This is a genomic window from Lactococcus sp. DD01 (assembly GCF_001578715.1).
GTDB classification, from domain to species: Bacteria; Bacillota; Bacilli; order Lactobacillales; family Streptococcaceae; genus Lactococcus; species Lactococcus petauri.
Genome location: NZ_KQ968940.1, coordinates 1 through 16,598, shown reverse-complemented (window position 1 = coordinate 16,598; position 16,598 = coordinate 1). Strand labels below are relative to the sequence as shown.

The 16,598-nt window shown below is 38.3% G+C and carries 16 protein-coding genes and 2 tRNA genes; 8 read left to right on the top strand and 10 right to left on the bottom strand.

Annotated features, from left to right (window positions below):
* Window positions 1–82: 82 nt before the first annotated feature.
* From tdcB to LACDD01_RS07895, 3 genes are all read right to left on the bottom strand, one after another.
* Window positions 83–1,090: a bifunctional threonine ammonia-lyase/L-serine ammonia-lyase TdcB gene (gene tdcB / locus LACDD01_RS07905; RefSeq protein ID WP_003133199.1), complete on the bottom strand. Its 1,008-nt coding sequence runs from the start codon at window positions 1,088–1,090 to the stop codon at window positions 83–85.
* Between the two features lie 24 nt (window positions 1,091–1,114).
* A complete protein-coding gene (locus LACDD01_RS07900; protein WP_019291512.1) occupies window positions 1,115–2,209 on the bottom strand; it encodes an alanine dehydrogenase in 1,095 nt (364 codons plus the stop codon).
* A 178-nt stretch (window positions 2,210–2,387) separates the two neighbouring features.
* Window positions 2,388–3,233, bottom strand: a complete 846-nt coding sequence (locus LACDD01_RS07895) for an aldo/keto reductase (protein ID WP_046400884.1) — start codon at window positions 3,231–3,233, stop codon at window positions 2,388–2,390.
* A gap of 119 nt (window positions 3,234–3,352) precedes the next feature.
* On the opposite strand from LACDD01_RS07895, the gene LACDD01_RS07890 reads away from it, so the two are divergent.
* The 7 genes from LACDD01_RS07890 (at window position 3,353) to LACDD01_RS07865 (ending at window position 8,975) form a co-directional block, all read left to right on the top strand.
* Window positions 3,353–3,832, top strand: coding sequence for an S-ribosylhomocysteine lyase (locus LACDD01_RS07890; RefSeq protein WP_003133193.1), 480 nt, complete (start codon window positions 3,353–3,355; stop codon window positions 3,830–3,832).
* Window positions 3,833–3,846: 14 nt separating this feature from the next.
* Window positions 3,847–3,996 (top strand): hypothetical protein, encoded by a 150-nt coding sequence (locus LACDD01_RS12080; RefSeq protein WP_197458041.1) that lies wholly within the window; start codon window positions 3,847–3,849, stop codon window positions 3,994–3,996.
* Window positions 3,993–5,006, top strand: coding sequence for a Gfo/Idh/MocA family oxidoreductase (locus LACDD01_RS07885; RefSeq protein WP_061414205.1), 1,014 nt, complete (start codon window positions 3,993–3,995; stop codon window positions 5,004–5,006). The genes LACDD01_RS12080 and LACDD01_RS07885 overlap by 4 nt, the downstream gene beginning before the upstream one ends.
* Window positions 5,007–5,103: 97 nt before the next feature.
* Window positions 5,104–5,946, top strand: coding sequence for an ABC transporter ATP-binding protein (locus LACDD01_RS07880; protein ID WP_019292970.1), 843 nt, complete (start codon window positions 5,104–5,106; stop codon window positions 5,944–5,946).
* Complete coding sequence (locus LACDD01_RS07875; protein WP_061414202.1) at window positions 5,939–7,441, top strand: ABC transporter permease/substrate-binding protein; 1,503 nt, start codon at window positions 5,939–5,941, stop codon at window positions 7,439–7,441. The genes LACDD01_RS07880 and LACDD01_RS07875 overlap by 8 nt, the downstream gene beginning before the upstream one ends.
* Window positions 7,442–7,537: 96 nt before the next feature.
* Window positions 7,538–8,806 (top strand): BaiN/RdsA family NAD(P)/FAD-dependent oxidoreductase, encoded by a 1,269-nt coding sequence (locus LACDD01_RS07870; RefSeq protein WP_061414199.1) that lies wholly within the window; start codon window positions 7,538–7,540, stop codon window positions 8,804–8,806.
* 83 nt (window positions 8,807–8,889) lie between these two features.
* Window positions 8,890–8,975: transfer RNA gene (locus LACDD01_RS07865), tRNA-Leu, on the top strand.
* 270 nt (window positions 8,976–9,245) lie between these two features.
* Here the strand turns inward: LACDD01_RS07865 and LACDD01_RS07860 are convergent.
* Together LACDD01_RS07860 and LACDD01_RS07855 are read right to left on the bottom strand one after the other, a co-directional pair.
* The gene (locus LACDD01_RS07860; protein WP_061414196.1) at window positions 9,246–9,449 is read right to left on the bottom strand and encodes a hypothetical protein; all 204 of its coding nucleotides are present in this window, start codon (window positions 9,447–9,449) and stop codon (window positions 9,246–9,248) included.
* 213 nt (window positions 9,450–9,662) lie between these two features.
* Window positions 9,663–10,760, bottom strand: a complete 1,098-nt coding sequence (locus LACDD01_RS07855; RefSeq protein ID WP_231863409.1) for a glycosyltransferase family 2 protein — start codon at window positions 10,758–10,760, stop codon at window positions 9,663–9,665.
* Between the two features lie 257 nt (window positions 10,761–11,017).
* Here LACDD01_RS07855 and LACDD01_RS07850 point away from each other — a divergent pair, with 257 nt between their 5' ends.
* On the top strand, window positions 11,018–12,052 hold the full coding sequence (locus LACDD01_RS07850; protein WP_061414189.1) for a YdcF family protein: 1,035 nt from the start codon (window positions 11,018–11,020) through the stop codon (window positions 12,050–12,052).
* 34 nt (window positions 12,053–12,086) lie between these two features.
* Here LACDD01_RS07850 and LACDD01_RS07845 read toward each other — a convergent pair whose 3' ends face one another.
* The 5 genes from LACDD01_RS07845 to LACDD01_RS07825 all read right to left on the bottom strand — a co-directional run bounded on the left by LACDD01_RS07845 (window position 12,087) and on the right by LACDD01_RS07825 (window position 16,561).
* Window positions 12,087–12,881, bottom strand: a complete 795-nt coding sequence (locus tag LACDD01_RS07845; RefSeq protein WP_019291504.1) for a TraX family protein — start codon at window positions 12,879–12,881, stop codon at window positions 12,087–12,089.
* Between the two features lie 216 nt (window positions 12,882–13,097).
* Entirely contained in the window at window positions 13,098–14,267 is a 1,170-nt protein-coding gene (locus LACDD01_RS07840; RefSeq protein ID WP_061414185.1) for a class I SAM-dependent rRNA methyltransferase, read from the bottom strand.
* 47 nt (window positions 14,268–14,314) lie between these two features.
* Window positions 14,315–15,511, bottom strand: coding sequence for a phosphoglycerate kinase (pgk, locus tag LACDD01_RS07835; RefSeq protein WP_014025460.1), 1,197 nt, complete (start codon window positions 15,509–15,511; stop codon window positions 14,315–14,317).
* Between the two features lie 92 nt (window positions 15,512–15,603).
* Window positions 15,604–16,089 carry a hypothetical protein gene (locus tag LACDD01_RS07830; RefSeq protein ID WP_029343540.1) on the bottom strand — a complete coding sequence of 162 codons (486 nt, stop codon included), beginning with the start codon at window positions 16,087–16,089 and terminating at the stop codon, window positions 15,604–15,606.
* 386 nt (window positions 16,090–16,475) lie between these two features.
* Window positions 16,476–16,561, bottom strand: a tRNA-Leu gene (locus LACDD01_RS07825).
* Window positions 16,562–16,598: the final 37 nt, after the last annotated feature.

Genomic DNA, 16,598 nt, shown 5'->3' with positions numbered 1-16,598 from the left:
TCAGAGTAAATTATCTCACGATTAAAAAAAGACTGAACTATACAAAAAAGACTTTGAAATTCAAAGTCTTTTTTTTTAAGAATTATTGATCGTTGTCATTGGCAATGAGAAAATGATCCACAACATCTTCAATACGGGCTAAGTCAACATTCCCTCCTGAAACGATAGAAACAACTTTTTTGCCTTTCACATAATCATCAACTTTACCTGAGAGAATAGCTGCTGTTGCAAGAGCGCCAGCACCTTCCACCACGATTTTCGTACGTTGAATCAAATCTTTAATGGCTAATTCGATTTCTGCTTCTGTTACAAGAACCATATTATCAACGATTTGATTGACTACTTCAAAAGTCAATTCACCTGGATAAGCCACATGACAGCCATCTGCAATCGTTGGTGCTTCATCATGGTGCACTTTCTTACGTTCTCTAAAAGATGCAGTCATACCATGGCAATTTTCAGCTTGCACACCAATAACTTGGATATTAGGGTTAAAAGATTTCAAGGCAACCGCAACACCTGAAATCAAACCACCACCACCTACTGGCACCAATACTGTGTCAACATCCCACAGATGATCTAAGATTTCTAGACCGATTGTTCCTTGTCCAGCCATTACTTCTGCATCATCATATGGAGGAATATACGTAATATTATTTTCCTTAGCATAAGCTTCACAAAAGGCCTTTGAGTCATCAAACTGTTCACCTTCAAGCATTACTTCTGCACCATAGCCACGTGTGGCATCAACCTTAGCTTGAGGTGCACCTTTTGGCATAACAATAATGCTCTTGATACCGAGAAGTTTGGAAGTTAAAGCCACACCTTGAGCATGGTTCCCTGCTGAACACGCAATCACTCCACGATCTTTCTCTTCTTGAGATAATTGAGCAATCTTATTGAAAGCGCCACGGAACTTGAATGAGCCTGTTAATTGCATATTTTCAAGTTTCAAGTAAACTTCGCCACCTGTTTTAGCAGTCAAGAACATTGACTGAATCAAGGGTGTTTCACGTGCATATTGTTTAACAGTGTTTTGAGCTTTTTTAATATCTTTAATTGTAATTGGCAGATTTGCTAAATTTGGCATAATTCTTTTTCCTTAGATTTCTTTTTAGAGTTCCGTATAAGTGACATCAATTGAATCAGCAAGTGCTTTAGAAACAACTTTTCCTTTATAAACACTCAACCCAGATAAGAGTTCTTTTGATTTCAGCGCCTCATCTAAGCCTTTGACTGAAATATCCTTAAGGAAAGAGATATTGCCCTGAGCCAAAGCAATTGTCGCTGTACGAGGTGTTGCTCCTGGCATATTTGGCACAGCGTAATGAATTATGCCGTGTTTGATGAAGACTGGATCCGCATGGTTTGTTGCATGATCGATTGTTTCAACAGTTCCTCCTTGGTCAATAGCGATGTCCACGATAACAGAACCTGGTTTCATAGATTTAACCATATATTCTTTGACTAATTTTGGTGGTTTAGCGCCAGGGATTAAGATTGTTGAGATAAAGACATCTGCAAGTTTAATATTTTCTTCCAATGCTTCTGTTGTTGATTTAACGATTTCAACTGTTTTTCCTGCATAGCGTTCTTTAAGTTGGGCGATACGCGCATCACCAAGTTCAATGATAATAACCTTACATCCCAAAGCAACAGCCATATCGGCAGCATTTTCTGCAGCATTACCTCCACCGAAGATAACAACTGTACCAGCCTCGATACCTTCAATACCAGGAAGAAGAATTCCTTCCCCTTCATGTTGTTTTTCAAGATAATATTGCCCAATATTAACTGCACGACGTCCCGCAATAGCTGACATTGGTTTAAGCAACTCAAGCACACCATTGATTGAGATATTTTCACCGGAAATAGCTGTTACACCGACTTCCATCATTTTTTCCACACAAGCTTTATTGGCTGCCAAGTGTAAGAATCCCCAAATAATTTGGCCTGGTTTGAAATATTTATATTCAGATTCCATTGGTTCTTTGACTTTAACAATCAGCTCTGCTTCCCAAGCAGTTTCTGTATCGACGATTTGTCCTCCAGCCGCTTCATAAAGGTCATTTGTAAAACCACAACCTGCACCAGCATTACTATCGACAAGTACTTCATTACCTGCTTCAACGAGAATTTTTACGTTTTCTGGAGTCATCCCTACACGCGCTTCACCTTGTTTTGGGTCTTTAATTACACCAATTTTCATTTTGTTTCTCCTTTGTGAATTCTTTATCAATTAAATGATAGCACTTTCATATTCATTTAGCAATTATTATTGTGAAATAAAACACTTTTTTAACGTTTTATTATTCTTCCTGTCTATATTCTGTCAATTATAAAAAAAGACACTCAAATCTTACAATTTGAATGTCCTTAAATTTATTTTAGTGGTCCACTTCGTCTGGATTGCGTGCCAGACCTGCTTTCCCATGAAGGCTATCAATAAAGGCGATATCTTCTTCGGTCAAATCAAAATCAAAAATATCCGCATTTTCTTTAATACGGCTTGCCGTCACAGACTTAGGTAAAGGAAGATAACCTTTGTGTAAACTCCAACGTAAAACGACTTGGGCAACTGTTTTACCATATTTATCTGCAATATCCGCCAATTCAGTAACCGCAAAGATTTTACCTGTGCCAAGTGGGCTATAAGCTTCTGTCAAAATATCGTGTGCTTTATTGAAAGCTACAACCTCTTCTTGCTGATCCGAAGGATTAACCATAATTTGGTTGACAACAGGTTTAATTTCAGCAACTTCCAGTAAAGGTTCTAAGTGACGTGGATGGAAGTTAGACACCCCGATAGCTCGAACTTTTTTGTCCCGTACGCCTTCTTCCATTGCTTTCCAAACCGCAGCATTGCGCTCGGCAAAGTTTGGTCGAAATGCTTTTGGATTTGGCCAGTGAATAAGATAAAGGTCCACGTAGTCTAAACCTAGTTTTTCCAAGCTTTCATCTAGTGCTGCTCGGGCATCTTCTGTTGTACCAACAGCCCAAAGCTTCGTTGTAATAAACAAGTCTTCGCGAGCAATTCCACTGTCTTTAATCGCGCGTCCCACTGACTCTTCATTGCCATAGACAGCTGCTGTATCAATATGACGATAGCCAACTTCTAAGGCCGTTTTTACAGCTTGATATGCTTCTTCACCATCTTTAGATTGCCATGTTCCAAAACCAACTTTTGGAATTGTCATACCATTTGCGAGAGTGTAAGTTTCTGTAAGTGACATAATTTCTCCTTTTCTTTACTTTCTAGCTTCATTCTATCACTTTACGAGGTCAGACAAAAAAATTTTGGTTCAAAAAATGGTAAAATAGAAGAATACTAAGAATACTGGAGGTAGAAAATATGGCTGAAGTAGAATCATTCCAGCTCGATCACACAAAAGTTTTAGCACCTTACGTGCGCCTAATTGGGACAGAGACTGGTCCTAAAGGTGACATCATCACCAACTTTGATGTCCGTTTTGTGCAACCTAATCACGGTGAAATCCCGACAAGTGGGCTACATACTATCGAACACTCAATGGCAAGTTTGATTCGTGACCGTATTGATGGCATGATTGACTTTTCTCCTTTTGGATGTCGTACTGGCTTCCATATGATTATGTGGGGCGAACCAACTGCTGAGGAGATTGCTAAAGTGATCACTTCATCTTTGGAAGAGCTCGCAGGAGACAGTTTCACTTGGGATAATGTCCCAGGGGTTGCCGAAAAAGAATGTGGAAATTATCGCGATCACTCATTATTTTCAGCAAAAGAATGGGCGAAGAAAATTTTAAGTGAAGGTATCTCCTCGGATGCTTTCGAACGTCGCCTTGTAAAATAGAGAGAAAGAGAACCATGGGAAAGTATCAATTAAATTATAAAGGGCAAGCCTCTGTCCAAAAATTCCACGAAAAAAATTCAAATAAAAAGACAGATAAATTGTCAAAAATCGAAGAATTAAAAAAACAACACCAAGCGAAAAAGAAAAAAGAGAAGAAAGCATGAAAAAGTTAAACATTGCTTATGTTGGTTTTGGGAAGTCCACCAATCGCTATCATATTCCTTATGTTAAAATCCGTGAGCACTTCAACATTGCGCGCGTTGTCAACCGTAGCCTAGGCAAACGTCCTGAGCAAGCTATTCTTGAGGCTGAAGGAACTTTTTTTTCAACAGACATCAATGATATTATTCAAGATGATTCAATTGATTTAGTCATTGTCGTCACTCCAGGTGCTGCACACTATGAAACCAGTAAAAAGCTTTTACTGGGTGGAAAAAACGTTATCTGTGACAAACCGCTAGTAGAAACGTTAGAACAAGCCGAAGAATTAGTTGGTATCGCTCAAGAAAAGAAGCTCTTCTTTATGCCTTTCCAAAACCGTCGTTTTGACAGTGATTTTTTGACAATCAAAAAAGTTTTGGATACGGGTTACCTAGGAGATTTGCTTGACATTACTGTCACTATGGATCACTATCGTCCAGCAGATGCAACTGCTGGTAAAAACTTTGATGGCGCCTGGTATGGCCATGGTGTACACATGGTTGACCAAATGGTTTCACTCTTTGGACAGCCAAAAGATGTACAATACGATATTCGTTCAACACGCGATTCAAATGCTGTAAATGATTACTTCTCTGTAAACTTGCTTTACACCGATTTCCGAGCAACAGTTCAAGCCACTGAACTGGCTGCACTCAAACGTCCCAAATGGGTGCTTTATGGTTCTAGAGGAACTTTAATTAAAGAAAACGTTGACCAACAGGAAAATGATTTGAAGGTGGGAATCTTCCCGGGAAGTGACGGTTTTGGGGCCGATGCACCGCAAGATTTTGCTCAATTGACATACTACAATCAAAATGGCGATCGCATTGAAAAGTCAATTCCTACGGTTTCAGGCGATTATGGTCGTGTCTATGATGCAGCTTATGAGTCACTCGTGAATGGAGCTGAAAAACTCGTTTCGGATGAGCAAATTTTGACAGTTATTGAAACTTTAGAAAATGGCTTTAAATAAAAAGTCCTCTTTGAGGGCTTTTTCTATACCCTTCCATCCATAAAAATAGCAATCCATTTCCTGAAAGAACTGAAAGATAAAATGTTAAAATGACACTATGACTATTACATTTAAAAATGTCACTAAAAAATACGGAGACAAAGCCGTACTTTCAGATATCAACTTATCCATTGAAAGTCACGAGTTTTTTGTTCTCGCAGGCTCTTCTGGTGGCGGAAAAACAACATTACTCAAGATGGTTAACCGGCTCATCGAACCCAATGAAGGGCAGGTCCTCATTGATGATCAAGATATTCAAACAATTAACTTAAGAGACTTGCGTCTTCAAATAGGATATGTGCTTCAACAAATTGCGCTCTTTCCTAACATGACCGTTTTAGAAAATATTGGTATCATCCCGACAATGAAAGGTTGGAGCAAAAGAGAAACGCGTGAGCGCGTACTCGAACTCCTTCCTTTAGTGGGTCTAGATGCTGAAAAGTACCTTAACCGATACCCTCATGAACTTTCTGGAGGTGAAGCACAACGGATTGGTATTTTGCGTGCTATCGCCTGTAAACCAAAGATTATTTTAATGGACGAACCTTTCTCCGCTCTGGATCCTATCTCCCGTAAACAGCTACAGGAACTGGTCAAAGATTTGCAGAAAACCTTAAAAATCACAACGGTTTTTGTTACCCACGATATGTCTGAAGGAATGGCGATGGCTGACCGTATCGCAATTCTCAAAGACGGCGAACTTCAACAGGTGGGACGTCCCCAAGAAATTTTAAATGCCCCAGCAAATACTTTTGTGGCGGACTTCTTCACTGATTATCAGCAAGACTTGTCTCAATATAAATTAAAAAATCTTGAACAAGTCCTTGCAACTCATGATTTTTCGGAAGAAACGCCTTTGGGGGAAATCTTAAATAGTCTGGAGGACGATGCTCATGAATAATTTGATTTCTACCTTTCAACAGCAAGAGCACCAGTTTTGGCTTGCTCTTCTAGAGCATATCCAAATTTCCTTGGTTTCTCTTTTTATCGCTATTTTAATCGCTCTTCCCCTTGCTTTACTTTTAAGACGTTACCCCAAAATTGCTGAGCCCGTACTGCAACTTACCGGAATTTTCCAAACGATTCCAAGTTTGGCCTTACTTGGATTATTGATTCCTTTTATTGGGATTGGTTCTTTGCCAGCTATTGTCGCATTAGTTGTCTACGCTCTTTTTCCTATTATTCAAAACACCTATACCGGTCTTCAGCAAATTGATCAGTCTTTAATTGAAGCAGCAACTGCTTTTGGGATGAACCGACGAGAGCGCTTGATGAAGTTTGAGCTGATACTTGCTCTTCCCTTTATTATGGCTGGTATTCGTACAAGTGCTGTCATGATTATTGGGACAGCAACTTTAGCTGCACTTATTGGAGCAGGCGGACTCGGAAACTTCATCCTCTTGGGCATTAACTCCAATGATGTTAACCTTATCCTGATTGGAGCGATTTCTTCTGCTTTATTGGCCGTTATTTTCTCAGCCTTACTCCGCTTCTTGGAAAAAGCAAAAATTCGTACCATTCTGATTAGTTTCTTTGCTGGTCTTTTACTCTTGCTAGGGTCGTATTATCAACCTCAATCCAATACTCATCCACAGATTACCATTGCTGGAAAGCTCGGAGCTGAGCCGACACTTTTGATAAATATGTACAAGGAAGTCATTGAAAAGAACAGTGATATCGAAGTCACACTCAAGTCCAACTTTGGAGACACAACCTTCCTTTACAATGCTTTAAAATCCAATAAAATTGATATTTATCCTGAATTTTCTGGAACAGTCTTAACGACATTCTTGAAAAAAAACACAACCTCCACCGATCCCAAAAAAGTTTACGAAGAGGCACGCACAGGTATTGCTAAACTTGATAACTTTGCCTATCTTACACCTATGGAGTTTCAAGATACTTATGCTTTAGCTGTGAAAAATAGCTACGCCCAGAAACATCACCTTAAAAATATTTCTGATCTCCAAGGGCTTCCTTCAGTTAAAGCTGGCTTTGACTTAGAATTCGCACACCGCCAAGATGGCTATATTGGCATTCAAAGTTTATATGGACTAAATTTTGATGTGAAGACAATGCAAACAAGTTTGATCTACAATGCCTTGAATAGTGATAGCATTGATTTAGCCCAAGTTTATTCCACAGACAGTCAAATCAAACAATATGAACTGACCGTCCTGAATGATGATAAAAATCTTTTCCCACCATATCAAGCAGCTCCTTTGATGAATAAAAATCTCCTTAAGAAATCCCCCCAATTGGAGCAAATTTTAAACCGACTTTCAGGAAAAATTACCAATCAGGAAATGATTGATATGAATTACGCCGTCAATGTTGAGCAAAAAGATCCTGCTGCCGTGGCACATGACTTTTTAGTGAAACACAGTTTGATTTAAAGGTTGAGCTTAAGAACTCTTACATAAGGGTTCTTTTTATATATTTCATAAGCGAGCGCAAGAAATCAGCACCTGAAACTATGCTATAATGAAGTTATGAAAAAATATGATGTAATCGTTGTTGGAGCCGGACCTTCGGGTATGATGGCAGCAATAGCTGCTGCAGAAAATGGTGCACATACAGCTTTAATTGATAAGAACAAAAAAGTAGGAAAAAAACTGTTGATGACGGGAGGCGGACGATGTAACGTTACCAACAGCCATTCGGTGGACGAAATTATCACCCATGTCCCTGGAAATGGCCGCTTCTTGCACAGTGCTTTTGCTCAATTTTCAAACTTAGATATTATTGACTTCTTTGAAAAAAATGGTATTCCACTCAAGGAGGAAGACCATGGTCGAATGTTTCCTGTAACCGATAAATCTCGAACAATTGTTGAGGGCCTTTTCAGTAAAATAGAGGAGCTTCATGTGGACTATTTTCCAAACGCTGCTGTAACTGAACTCAATATAGAACATGGTGCTATTACAGGACTTGAAACAGAAACAGATAGCTTCACAGCCTCCTGTGTTGTCTTATCTACTGGCGGACGCGCCTATCCCTCGACAGGTTCCACTGGTGACGGTTATAAATTAACACGAAGTGCTGGTCATACAATCACAACACTTTATCCGACAGAATCCCCATTAATTTCTTCTGAAACATTTATTAGTGAGAAAACTTTACAAGGTATCTCTCTTCGAGATATCCGATTAAGTGTACTTAATGCTAAAGGGAAAATCATCATTGAACATCAAATGGACATGCTCTTCACGCACTTTGGTCTCAGTGGCCCTGCAGCACTTCGCTGTTCTAGCTTTATCAACCAAGAACTAGCTAAAGGCGCAGAAAGTGTGACTGTCCAGCTGGACAGCTTCCCTGACATATCTGTAGCACAACTCTTAAACGACTTGAAAAATACTGCGCGTGACAATGGCAAGGCTGTTAAAAATGCTTTTGCAGCGCTCACGCAGGAACGCTATTTACTTTTCTTACTGGATAAAGTTCAAATCGACGCAGATATACCTGCAAAGCAATTGACCGAAAAACAGTTGGAGAAATTTTCTCATATCCTTAAAGCATTTCCAATCCAAATCGATAAAACTTTTCCGATTGAAAAATCTTTTGTCACTGGTGGAGGCGTTCAGCTTAAAGAAATTAATCCAAAGACAATGGAAAGTAAATTAACAGCCGGTCTATATATGACTGGGGAATTGCTCGATATTAACGGTTATACGGGTGGCTATAATATCACTTGTGCTTTTGTGACTGGTCATGTAGCAGGTGCCCATGCTGCAGAAATGGCCTCTTATATGAAATACTGAACATACTTTATAAAAACATCTAAAAGTTAAGTTCATTCTTGCATTCTTTCTCGTGAAATGGTATTATATTAAAGTACCAATTCGCGGAAGTGGCGGAATTGGCAGACGCGCAGGATTAAGGATCCTGTGGCCTATCTTGGCTGTGCGGGTTCAAGTCCCGCCTTCCGCATCTATATAAGAATTTAAGCACCAGTCTTGTAAGACTGGTGCTTTTCTTTTTTTATTACTAAGTATGCTACAGTGGACAATGGATAAAAATATAGATACAAAAATAAACCACAACCTTGATTAGATTGTGGTTTTAAAATAGAAATTAAAAAAATTTTCATATTTTTTCTTCGAAAAAGAAGCCTCTTAATCTTGAACAATTGCTGTATACACCTAAATTTTGTCATTCAAATTTGATTACCTCTGAGTATTGCAAGATAATGCAATCTAATTAATATGAAGGTTTTTCTGTAATCGTTGCCGCCAATTCTACCAATGCTAACACTGGTTTACCTCTAAGCGTAAGGTAGAGCTTTCTTGTGCCTTTTTCATCATTAATGAGGAAATGTAAACCAACACCTGGTACAAATTTCAGAATATGGAAGACGATACCAATGTTAATGAAATAAGAAACGATAATCAAGAAGTTTTGCATATTATTTCCTCACTTTTATTGTTTTTGTTTAACCGCGTAATTTATTATATATAAAAGTAAAATAGATTACAAAAGATATGCAAATCGTTTTAAATGTTTCTTTTAAATTACTCGAAAGCAACTAAAAAACGCTAAACTATGACTAGTTTATGCGTTAATATTTAGATAATTTGTAACAAATCAGCTGTGGCCTGTCGTTTTACACCCTCTTTTTTAAGTGTGCTTCCATTTCATATCTTTACCTGTCAGGAAAGACCATAGAGCCGCGGCATAGAAAATCAAAAGAAAGATGGCATAGACAATTTCGGGGAAATAGCTCAGCGCCACAAGGCGACATTTCCAGCCCTGATCCCAAACCGTAGCAACCTGAACGAATAGATAGAGTACGAGAAGCACGATAGAAGTTAATCTAGACCAACCCAAAACCGCTCCCTCACTAAGCACTACCTGAATCAAATAAATCGTAAAGGCAAAAAGGACAATCGGTGTGATAGCAAGAGCCATGTACAACCCAATTTGTTGCACCCAATAAATCATCCGCATCCAAGGTGGCATTTTTCTGCCATATTCTTTAATATTTTGTAAAGCACCAATATACCAGCGTTTACGCTGATGGTAAAGCGAGTTATAATCTTCCATAACATCAGTTATCGACTTCACACTTACATGAGGAACTGAAAAGCCTAAAACGAGGATAGCCAAAGTCAGCTCATTATCTTCTGTCATACTATCGACATCATAGTAGCTTTCCCCCTCTGGTAAGAGCTTAGCTTCTAAACGTGCTCCCTTTATTTCTTTGAGAACATCCCAACTAATCAAGCTAGCTGTTCCTGACAAAACATAAACCTCAGCTCTTTTGTGAACTAACCGAGCAAAGCGGGCAAATTCCATTTGTTGCAAAATCCCAAGTAAGTTGGTTGAATTACGTCCCACAAAAATCGAACTAACTCCACCCACACGCGCTTCTTCTATCATTTTTTTCTCAGCTTTTTCGATGAAATCAGGCTCTATCATCGTATCCGCATCCATAACTAAAACAGCAGAGCGTTGAGCATCTAATGTCGGAGAAAGTTTTTCTAGTGCCCAGTTAAGTGCACCTGCTTTTTTCTTCTCATTTTTCCCTGGCATAACCAAAACTTCTGCCCCAGCGGCCATAGCTTCTACAGAGGTCAAATCCGTTGTGTTATTGGGTACGACAAAGATGCGATCAGGTAATCTCGTTTGTTCATAAATACTGCTTACCGCTTCTCCTATACTCCCCGCTTCATTCCATGCGGGAATCATTACAACGATATATAGCGTTTCCTCCATAAGAAAAAGTCCCTTCATTCTGTACGATCTGTTTGAACAGTCATCAACATTACTTTTAGGTAACTAAATTAACAAACATATATCTATTGTAATATTTTTCTTAGTAAATTCAAAACATCTTCCCAGCATATGGACTTTTCTTAGGCAATTTTAAGTTTTTGTTTCTCACAGTAGTCCTTAGCGTCAGCGATTAATACAAAATACTGGTTTACCAAGGCGCGAACATGGTATACTAATTTTATCTATTGGAGGACTTTATGCTATATCTACTTTTTTTTCTCGCTATTTCTGGGATAGGCTATTTGCTAATAAAATTTAAAGATCGGAGTATCTTGGGCGGGCTGCTTTTGGCTGCTGGGTTGATTCTCTCATTTTTAACCCTTTTAATTCTTGGACTCGTTTTCCTTGATAAAACCTCCTCTCATGGTTCAATGCTTGCTTTAGCAATTTTTTATTTGCTTCTCCCTCTCATCTTTTTAGCTGTATGCATCTATCTCATTTTCAATTCACAAACGATGCATACTAAAGAAGGAAAAAGTTTAACTGCAAAGCTCTCCGCTGCCATGGGCTTAAATTTAATCATCAGTTTCCCTCTTTTTCTATTTTTAATCACAGGTATGTTCAAACTACCACTTTTTCTGGATATAATTTTGTTATTTATCCTCTTACTTGATTTAATACTGTCCTTCATCTTTATTGCTTACCTCTTTTATTCTTGGATGTACCAGATGCTGCCGCTTAAAAAGCATATTGACTATATTATTGTACTTGGATCTGGTATTTCTAGTGAAGACGTTCCACCGCTTCTTAAAAGCCGTTTGGACAAAGGGATTGAATATTTCTACAAAAATCCGAATGCGAAATTTGTTGTGAGTGGTGGGCAAGGTGCTGATGAGCCTGTTTCTGAAGCTTATGCTATGCGTAAATACCTCCTCTCTCAGCATATTCCTGAAAATATGATTATTTTAGAAGATCAATCAACTACAACTTATGAAAATATGCTTTTTTCAAAACAGCTTATTGAAGAAGATTGGCTCACAAGATTTGAGGGTGGCCACCCAGCGCCAAGTATTATCTTTTCAACCAATAATTATCATGTACTCCGTGCACGTTTATATGCCCGTAGAGTGCATCTTAAGGCTGAAGGGGTTGGTGCACCAACAGCACTTTATTTCTTACCCACAGCCCTCATACGTGAATACGTGGCCCTCTTATCACACAATAAAATATGGGTTATGAGCCTCATTGGTTTTGTTTTCTTCGCTTTATTATATAGCTTTTTACCAATATAAAAACACACGGTTAATGAATGACCGTGTGTTTTTGTTATACTACACCTACCAAGGCATAGCGTAAGATGTACAGAATAAGCAAATGTGCGGGATAAAAATAATAGAAAAGATCTCTTTGCCACTGTGCGCCATTACCGCCACGTTGACCATTGTAGAGGTAAATGAAAGGTAAAACAGTAATAATCATAAATTCATTTGAAAAACTGAGTACCTGGTAAAGCGTGCCTGCTGCACTGCCTGTAAAATAGCCCACCAAACTCCATATAAGCAAAAGAAGACTAAAAGTAATAATCCCTGCTGAAATTTTTGCCCATCTTCTTCGGAAAAAATAGAAAATGAGGACCAATACAAGCTCATATGGGCCACCCTCACTCAACAGGATAAGGGGCAAAAGTAATATAATGACTAAACTATATGAAAAGCACTTAAGCTTCGTCCCTTGATTTTTACGAATAATATCAATTGCCCAGATTAAAGCAAATAAGAGCGCCAGCGTCATGAAAATATTTTGACCTGCAAGAAGTAAAAATATATCAAATTGCCCATATGGGTCCTCAAAACTGCTCCGTGTCAGCAAGTTGAAGCTAATATTGATGGCATACATTAGTAGACCACCACCTAAAAGCCTTAAAAAATATTTTTTTCGACTTCTTGTATAGTGAAAGCCTTCGACCATCATAAAGACAAATAGTGGTGCGACAAATCTCCCTAAAAAGCCTATCCAAGTAGGTAAGCCCAAATAACTTCCAAGATAAATGTTAATATGGTCGATAACCATAAATACTATACCTATGATTTTTAAATCATAGCTAGAAAAAATTTTTTTCATACTCTGTTCTCCCTTATTTGTGAAACAGATTTTCTAGAAGAAACCAGCCTAGCTGAAGATAGTTAAGAATCAAGAAAACTGCTTCTACTGAGACGGCTTTTTTTAAAAAAACTGATACCTTTTTATTATAAAGGAGGAATTGTACATCCACTCTTACATTTCAGTAATTTATGGCTTATTAAAAAACTGCTGGAGCAACTTTCCAACAGTTTTTTCTTATTTTTTGATTTGAATAAACAAGACTTTCAAATAATCACCTTCCGGGAAAGAAGAAGCCACCTTGAAGTCGGCAGGCAAGTGCTCTTCCTGAAAAATATCAAATTTAACTTTTTTATTTTTCAGAGCCTGTTCTACCATTGTACGGAATTTCTCACGGCTAACATTAGCAGCATTTGTAGAGGCAATCAAAAGTCCTTCTTTATTTAAAATATCGATTGATTCTTGAACGAGTTCCCCATAATTCTTTGCCACCGAAAAAGTCTTCTTCTTGTTGCGAGCAAAACTTGGTGGATCTAAAACCACAACATCATAACTTAATTCTTTTTTCTTGGCATAATTAAAATAGCTAAAAACATCCATAACATAGATACGTTGACTCTCTGGATCAATGCCATTCATTGTAAATTGTTCTCGCGTTTTATCCAAAGAACGTTTGGCCAAATCTACTGAGGTTGTCTGACTTGCTCCTCCAAACGCTGCTGCAACCGAAAAAGCGCCTGTATAACTAAACATATTAAGAAGAGTCTTACCGGCCACTAAACCATTTGCTAAAGTACCACGCACTTCTTTCTGATCTAAGAAAATCCCTGTCATCAGCCCTTCATTCATATATGTTGCATAGGTCACACCATTTTCCTTAACGGCCAATGGTTCTGGGGCAATTTCTCCGCCTATATGTCGCGTTTCAAAACTTAGTCCATCAAAACGAATTTTTTCATAAATTCCTTTGATTTCAGGATAAACAGAGCGAAAGGCAGCTATAATGTCTGTACTTTGCGTATAGATAAAAGGATTGTACCAGCTAAAAACGGCATAATCAGCATAATAATCAACAGTTATACCGCCTAAGCCATCGCCTTCACCATTAAAAATCCGGAAAGCTGTTGTTAGGTCATCTTGGAAAAAAGAAAGACGTGCGCGCTTAGCTTCCTCAAACTTCTTTTCATAGAAACGCTGATTTATATCCTCTGGGATTTGACTTAAAAGCCAACCAGCGCCTTTATTTTGCTTCGATAAATAGCCTCTTCCTAAAAAGTTTTCTTTTTCATCAATAAAGTCAATAAACCCATCTTCCTGTGGAGTAGACTTTAAATCTTCGGCAACAATTAAGGGAAAAGCGCGACGAAGCTTAAGTGCAGCCTGCTTTTTTACTGTGATTTTCTTCATAGTATTATTGTATCAAAAAAACAGACCATGGTCTGTTTTTTATTGCATTATTTTTCTGTAAGAGCATCAAGTCCTGGAAGAACTTTACCTTCGAGAAGTTCCATAGAAGCACCACCACCTGTAGAGATCCATGAGAATTTATCTGCACGGCCAAGGTTGATTGCTGCAGCTGCTGAGTCACCACCACCGATGATTGATTTTACACCTGGTTGAGCAATGATAGCATCCATAACACCAATAGTACCTGCTTGGAAATCAGGGTTTTCAAAGACACCCATAGGACCGTTCCAAACAACTGTTTTAGCACCTTCAAGCTCTTTAGCAAAACGTTCAACTGATTTAGGACCTGCATCAAGGCCAAGGAAACCTGCATCCACTGCTTCGCCTTCAGTATCTTTTACTTCAGTGTAACCAGCAAAAGCATTTGCTTCTTTTGAGTCTACTGGCAGGATAAGTTTACCGTCTGCTTTTTCAAGCAATTCTTTTGCCAAGTCAAGTTTGTCTTCTTCAACCAAAGAATCACCGATTTCGATACCTTGTGCTTTGAAGAATGTGTACGCCATACCACCACCGATGATAACTTTGTCTGCTTTACCAAGCAAGTTTTCAATAACACCGATCTTATCTGAAACTTTTGAACCACCAAGGATCGCTACGAATGGGCGAACTGGGTTTTCAACAGCTTCTTGGATGTAAGCAATTTCGTTTTCAAGCAAGAAACCAGCTACTGCTTTATCCACGTTAGCAGAAATACCTACGTTTGAAGCGTGCGCACGGTGAGCAGTACCAAATGCATCATTTACGAAGATACCGTCTCCAAGTGAAGCCCAGTATTTACCAAGTTCAGGGTCATTTTTAGATTCTTTTTTACCATCAACATCTTCAAAACGAGTGTTTTCAACAAGCAAGATATCGCCATCTTTTAATTCAGCAATAGCAGCTTCCAATTCAGCACCACGTGTAGTTCCTGGGAAGACCACTTCTTTGCCCAATTTTTCGCCCAAAGCTGCTGCTACTGGAGCAAGAGATTTACCAGCTTTATCTGCTTCTTCTTTAACACGACCAAGGTGAGAGAAGAGAATTGCACGTCCGCCTTGTTCAAGTACATACTTGATTGTTGGAAGAGCTGCAGTAATACGGTTATCATTAGTAATTACACCATCTTTAAGTGGGACATTGAAGTCCACACGAATAAGAACTTTTTTTCCTTTAAGATCTACATCTTTAACAGTCAATTTTGCCATTTTCTGGAAATCTCCTATAAATTTTTATTTAGTAATAAAATAATTATATCACAATTTAGGCAAAACTTTCTCTCCAAGCATTATCAATAAACTCACTGCTGATCATACAATATTTTCGTTATTTTTTCTTTCAAACGATACTTTTCCATACGATGCAATTCATCGCCCGCGAGATAACTTTTCAGGAGCCGTCGGTAACGTAAACTTAAGTTTTCAAAAACTTCTTCTAGTAAACTTCCAGAAATCAGCGTATGTTCTGGACTGGCCGCTTTACCTTTTAAAGCATCCGAATATTCGTATATGTCTAAGCCAGTCCCACAATCAAAACCCCTTTTAAAAGCCCGCTCCCTTCTTTTAATATCAATAAGTCTCTGCTTATAGCGCACCTTAAAATGGCAAAATAAATTTCTTTGTGTCACACCGTCGCTAAGCAAGTCATATAATACCAAGCGCCCTTCCTGCTGATAGTCATCAATCGTCCAAAAATTTATCGGAATTAAACGACTGCTTTTCCACACAATATGTTGGACAGAATGAAATATTTCTTCCAGCTGCTCCATATCTAAATTATGCTCCATCCTTATATTTTTTTCTCCCCTCTAGAATAACTTCCAACTTATCGTAATTTATTATGTTCCCCCTTCCTTTTGTGATATGCCCTACTCCTATATAGTAGAATACCATAGCTTCAATTAAATACAATTATCAAATTATTTTTATTTTTTAAATTTCTAAAACATAATCGAAATTATGGACATTTTTTAAGTTACAGAATATAAATTGACATTTTATCAAAAAAACTAGAATATTAGCACGTATCTTTTCATCTTAGAGTAATAAATAACAATTCTCTGATATTTAACAAACAAACTTATTCGTCAATAAAATAACTAGGTCACTAACCTAGTTATTAATAAAAATTATATAAAAAAACCAAGAGTCATAAAACTCTTGGTTTGACTGATGCCGAGGACCGGTTTCGAACCGGTACGAAGGTTACCCTTCGCAGGATTTTAAGTCCTGTGCGTCTGCCAGTTCCGCCACCCCGGCAAAATATGGAAAATCCCCCCACTAAGGGAGAACTAAC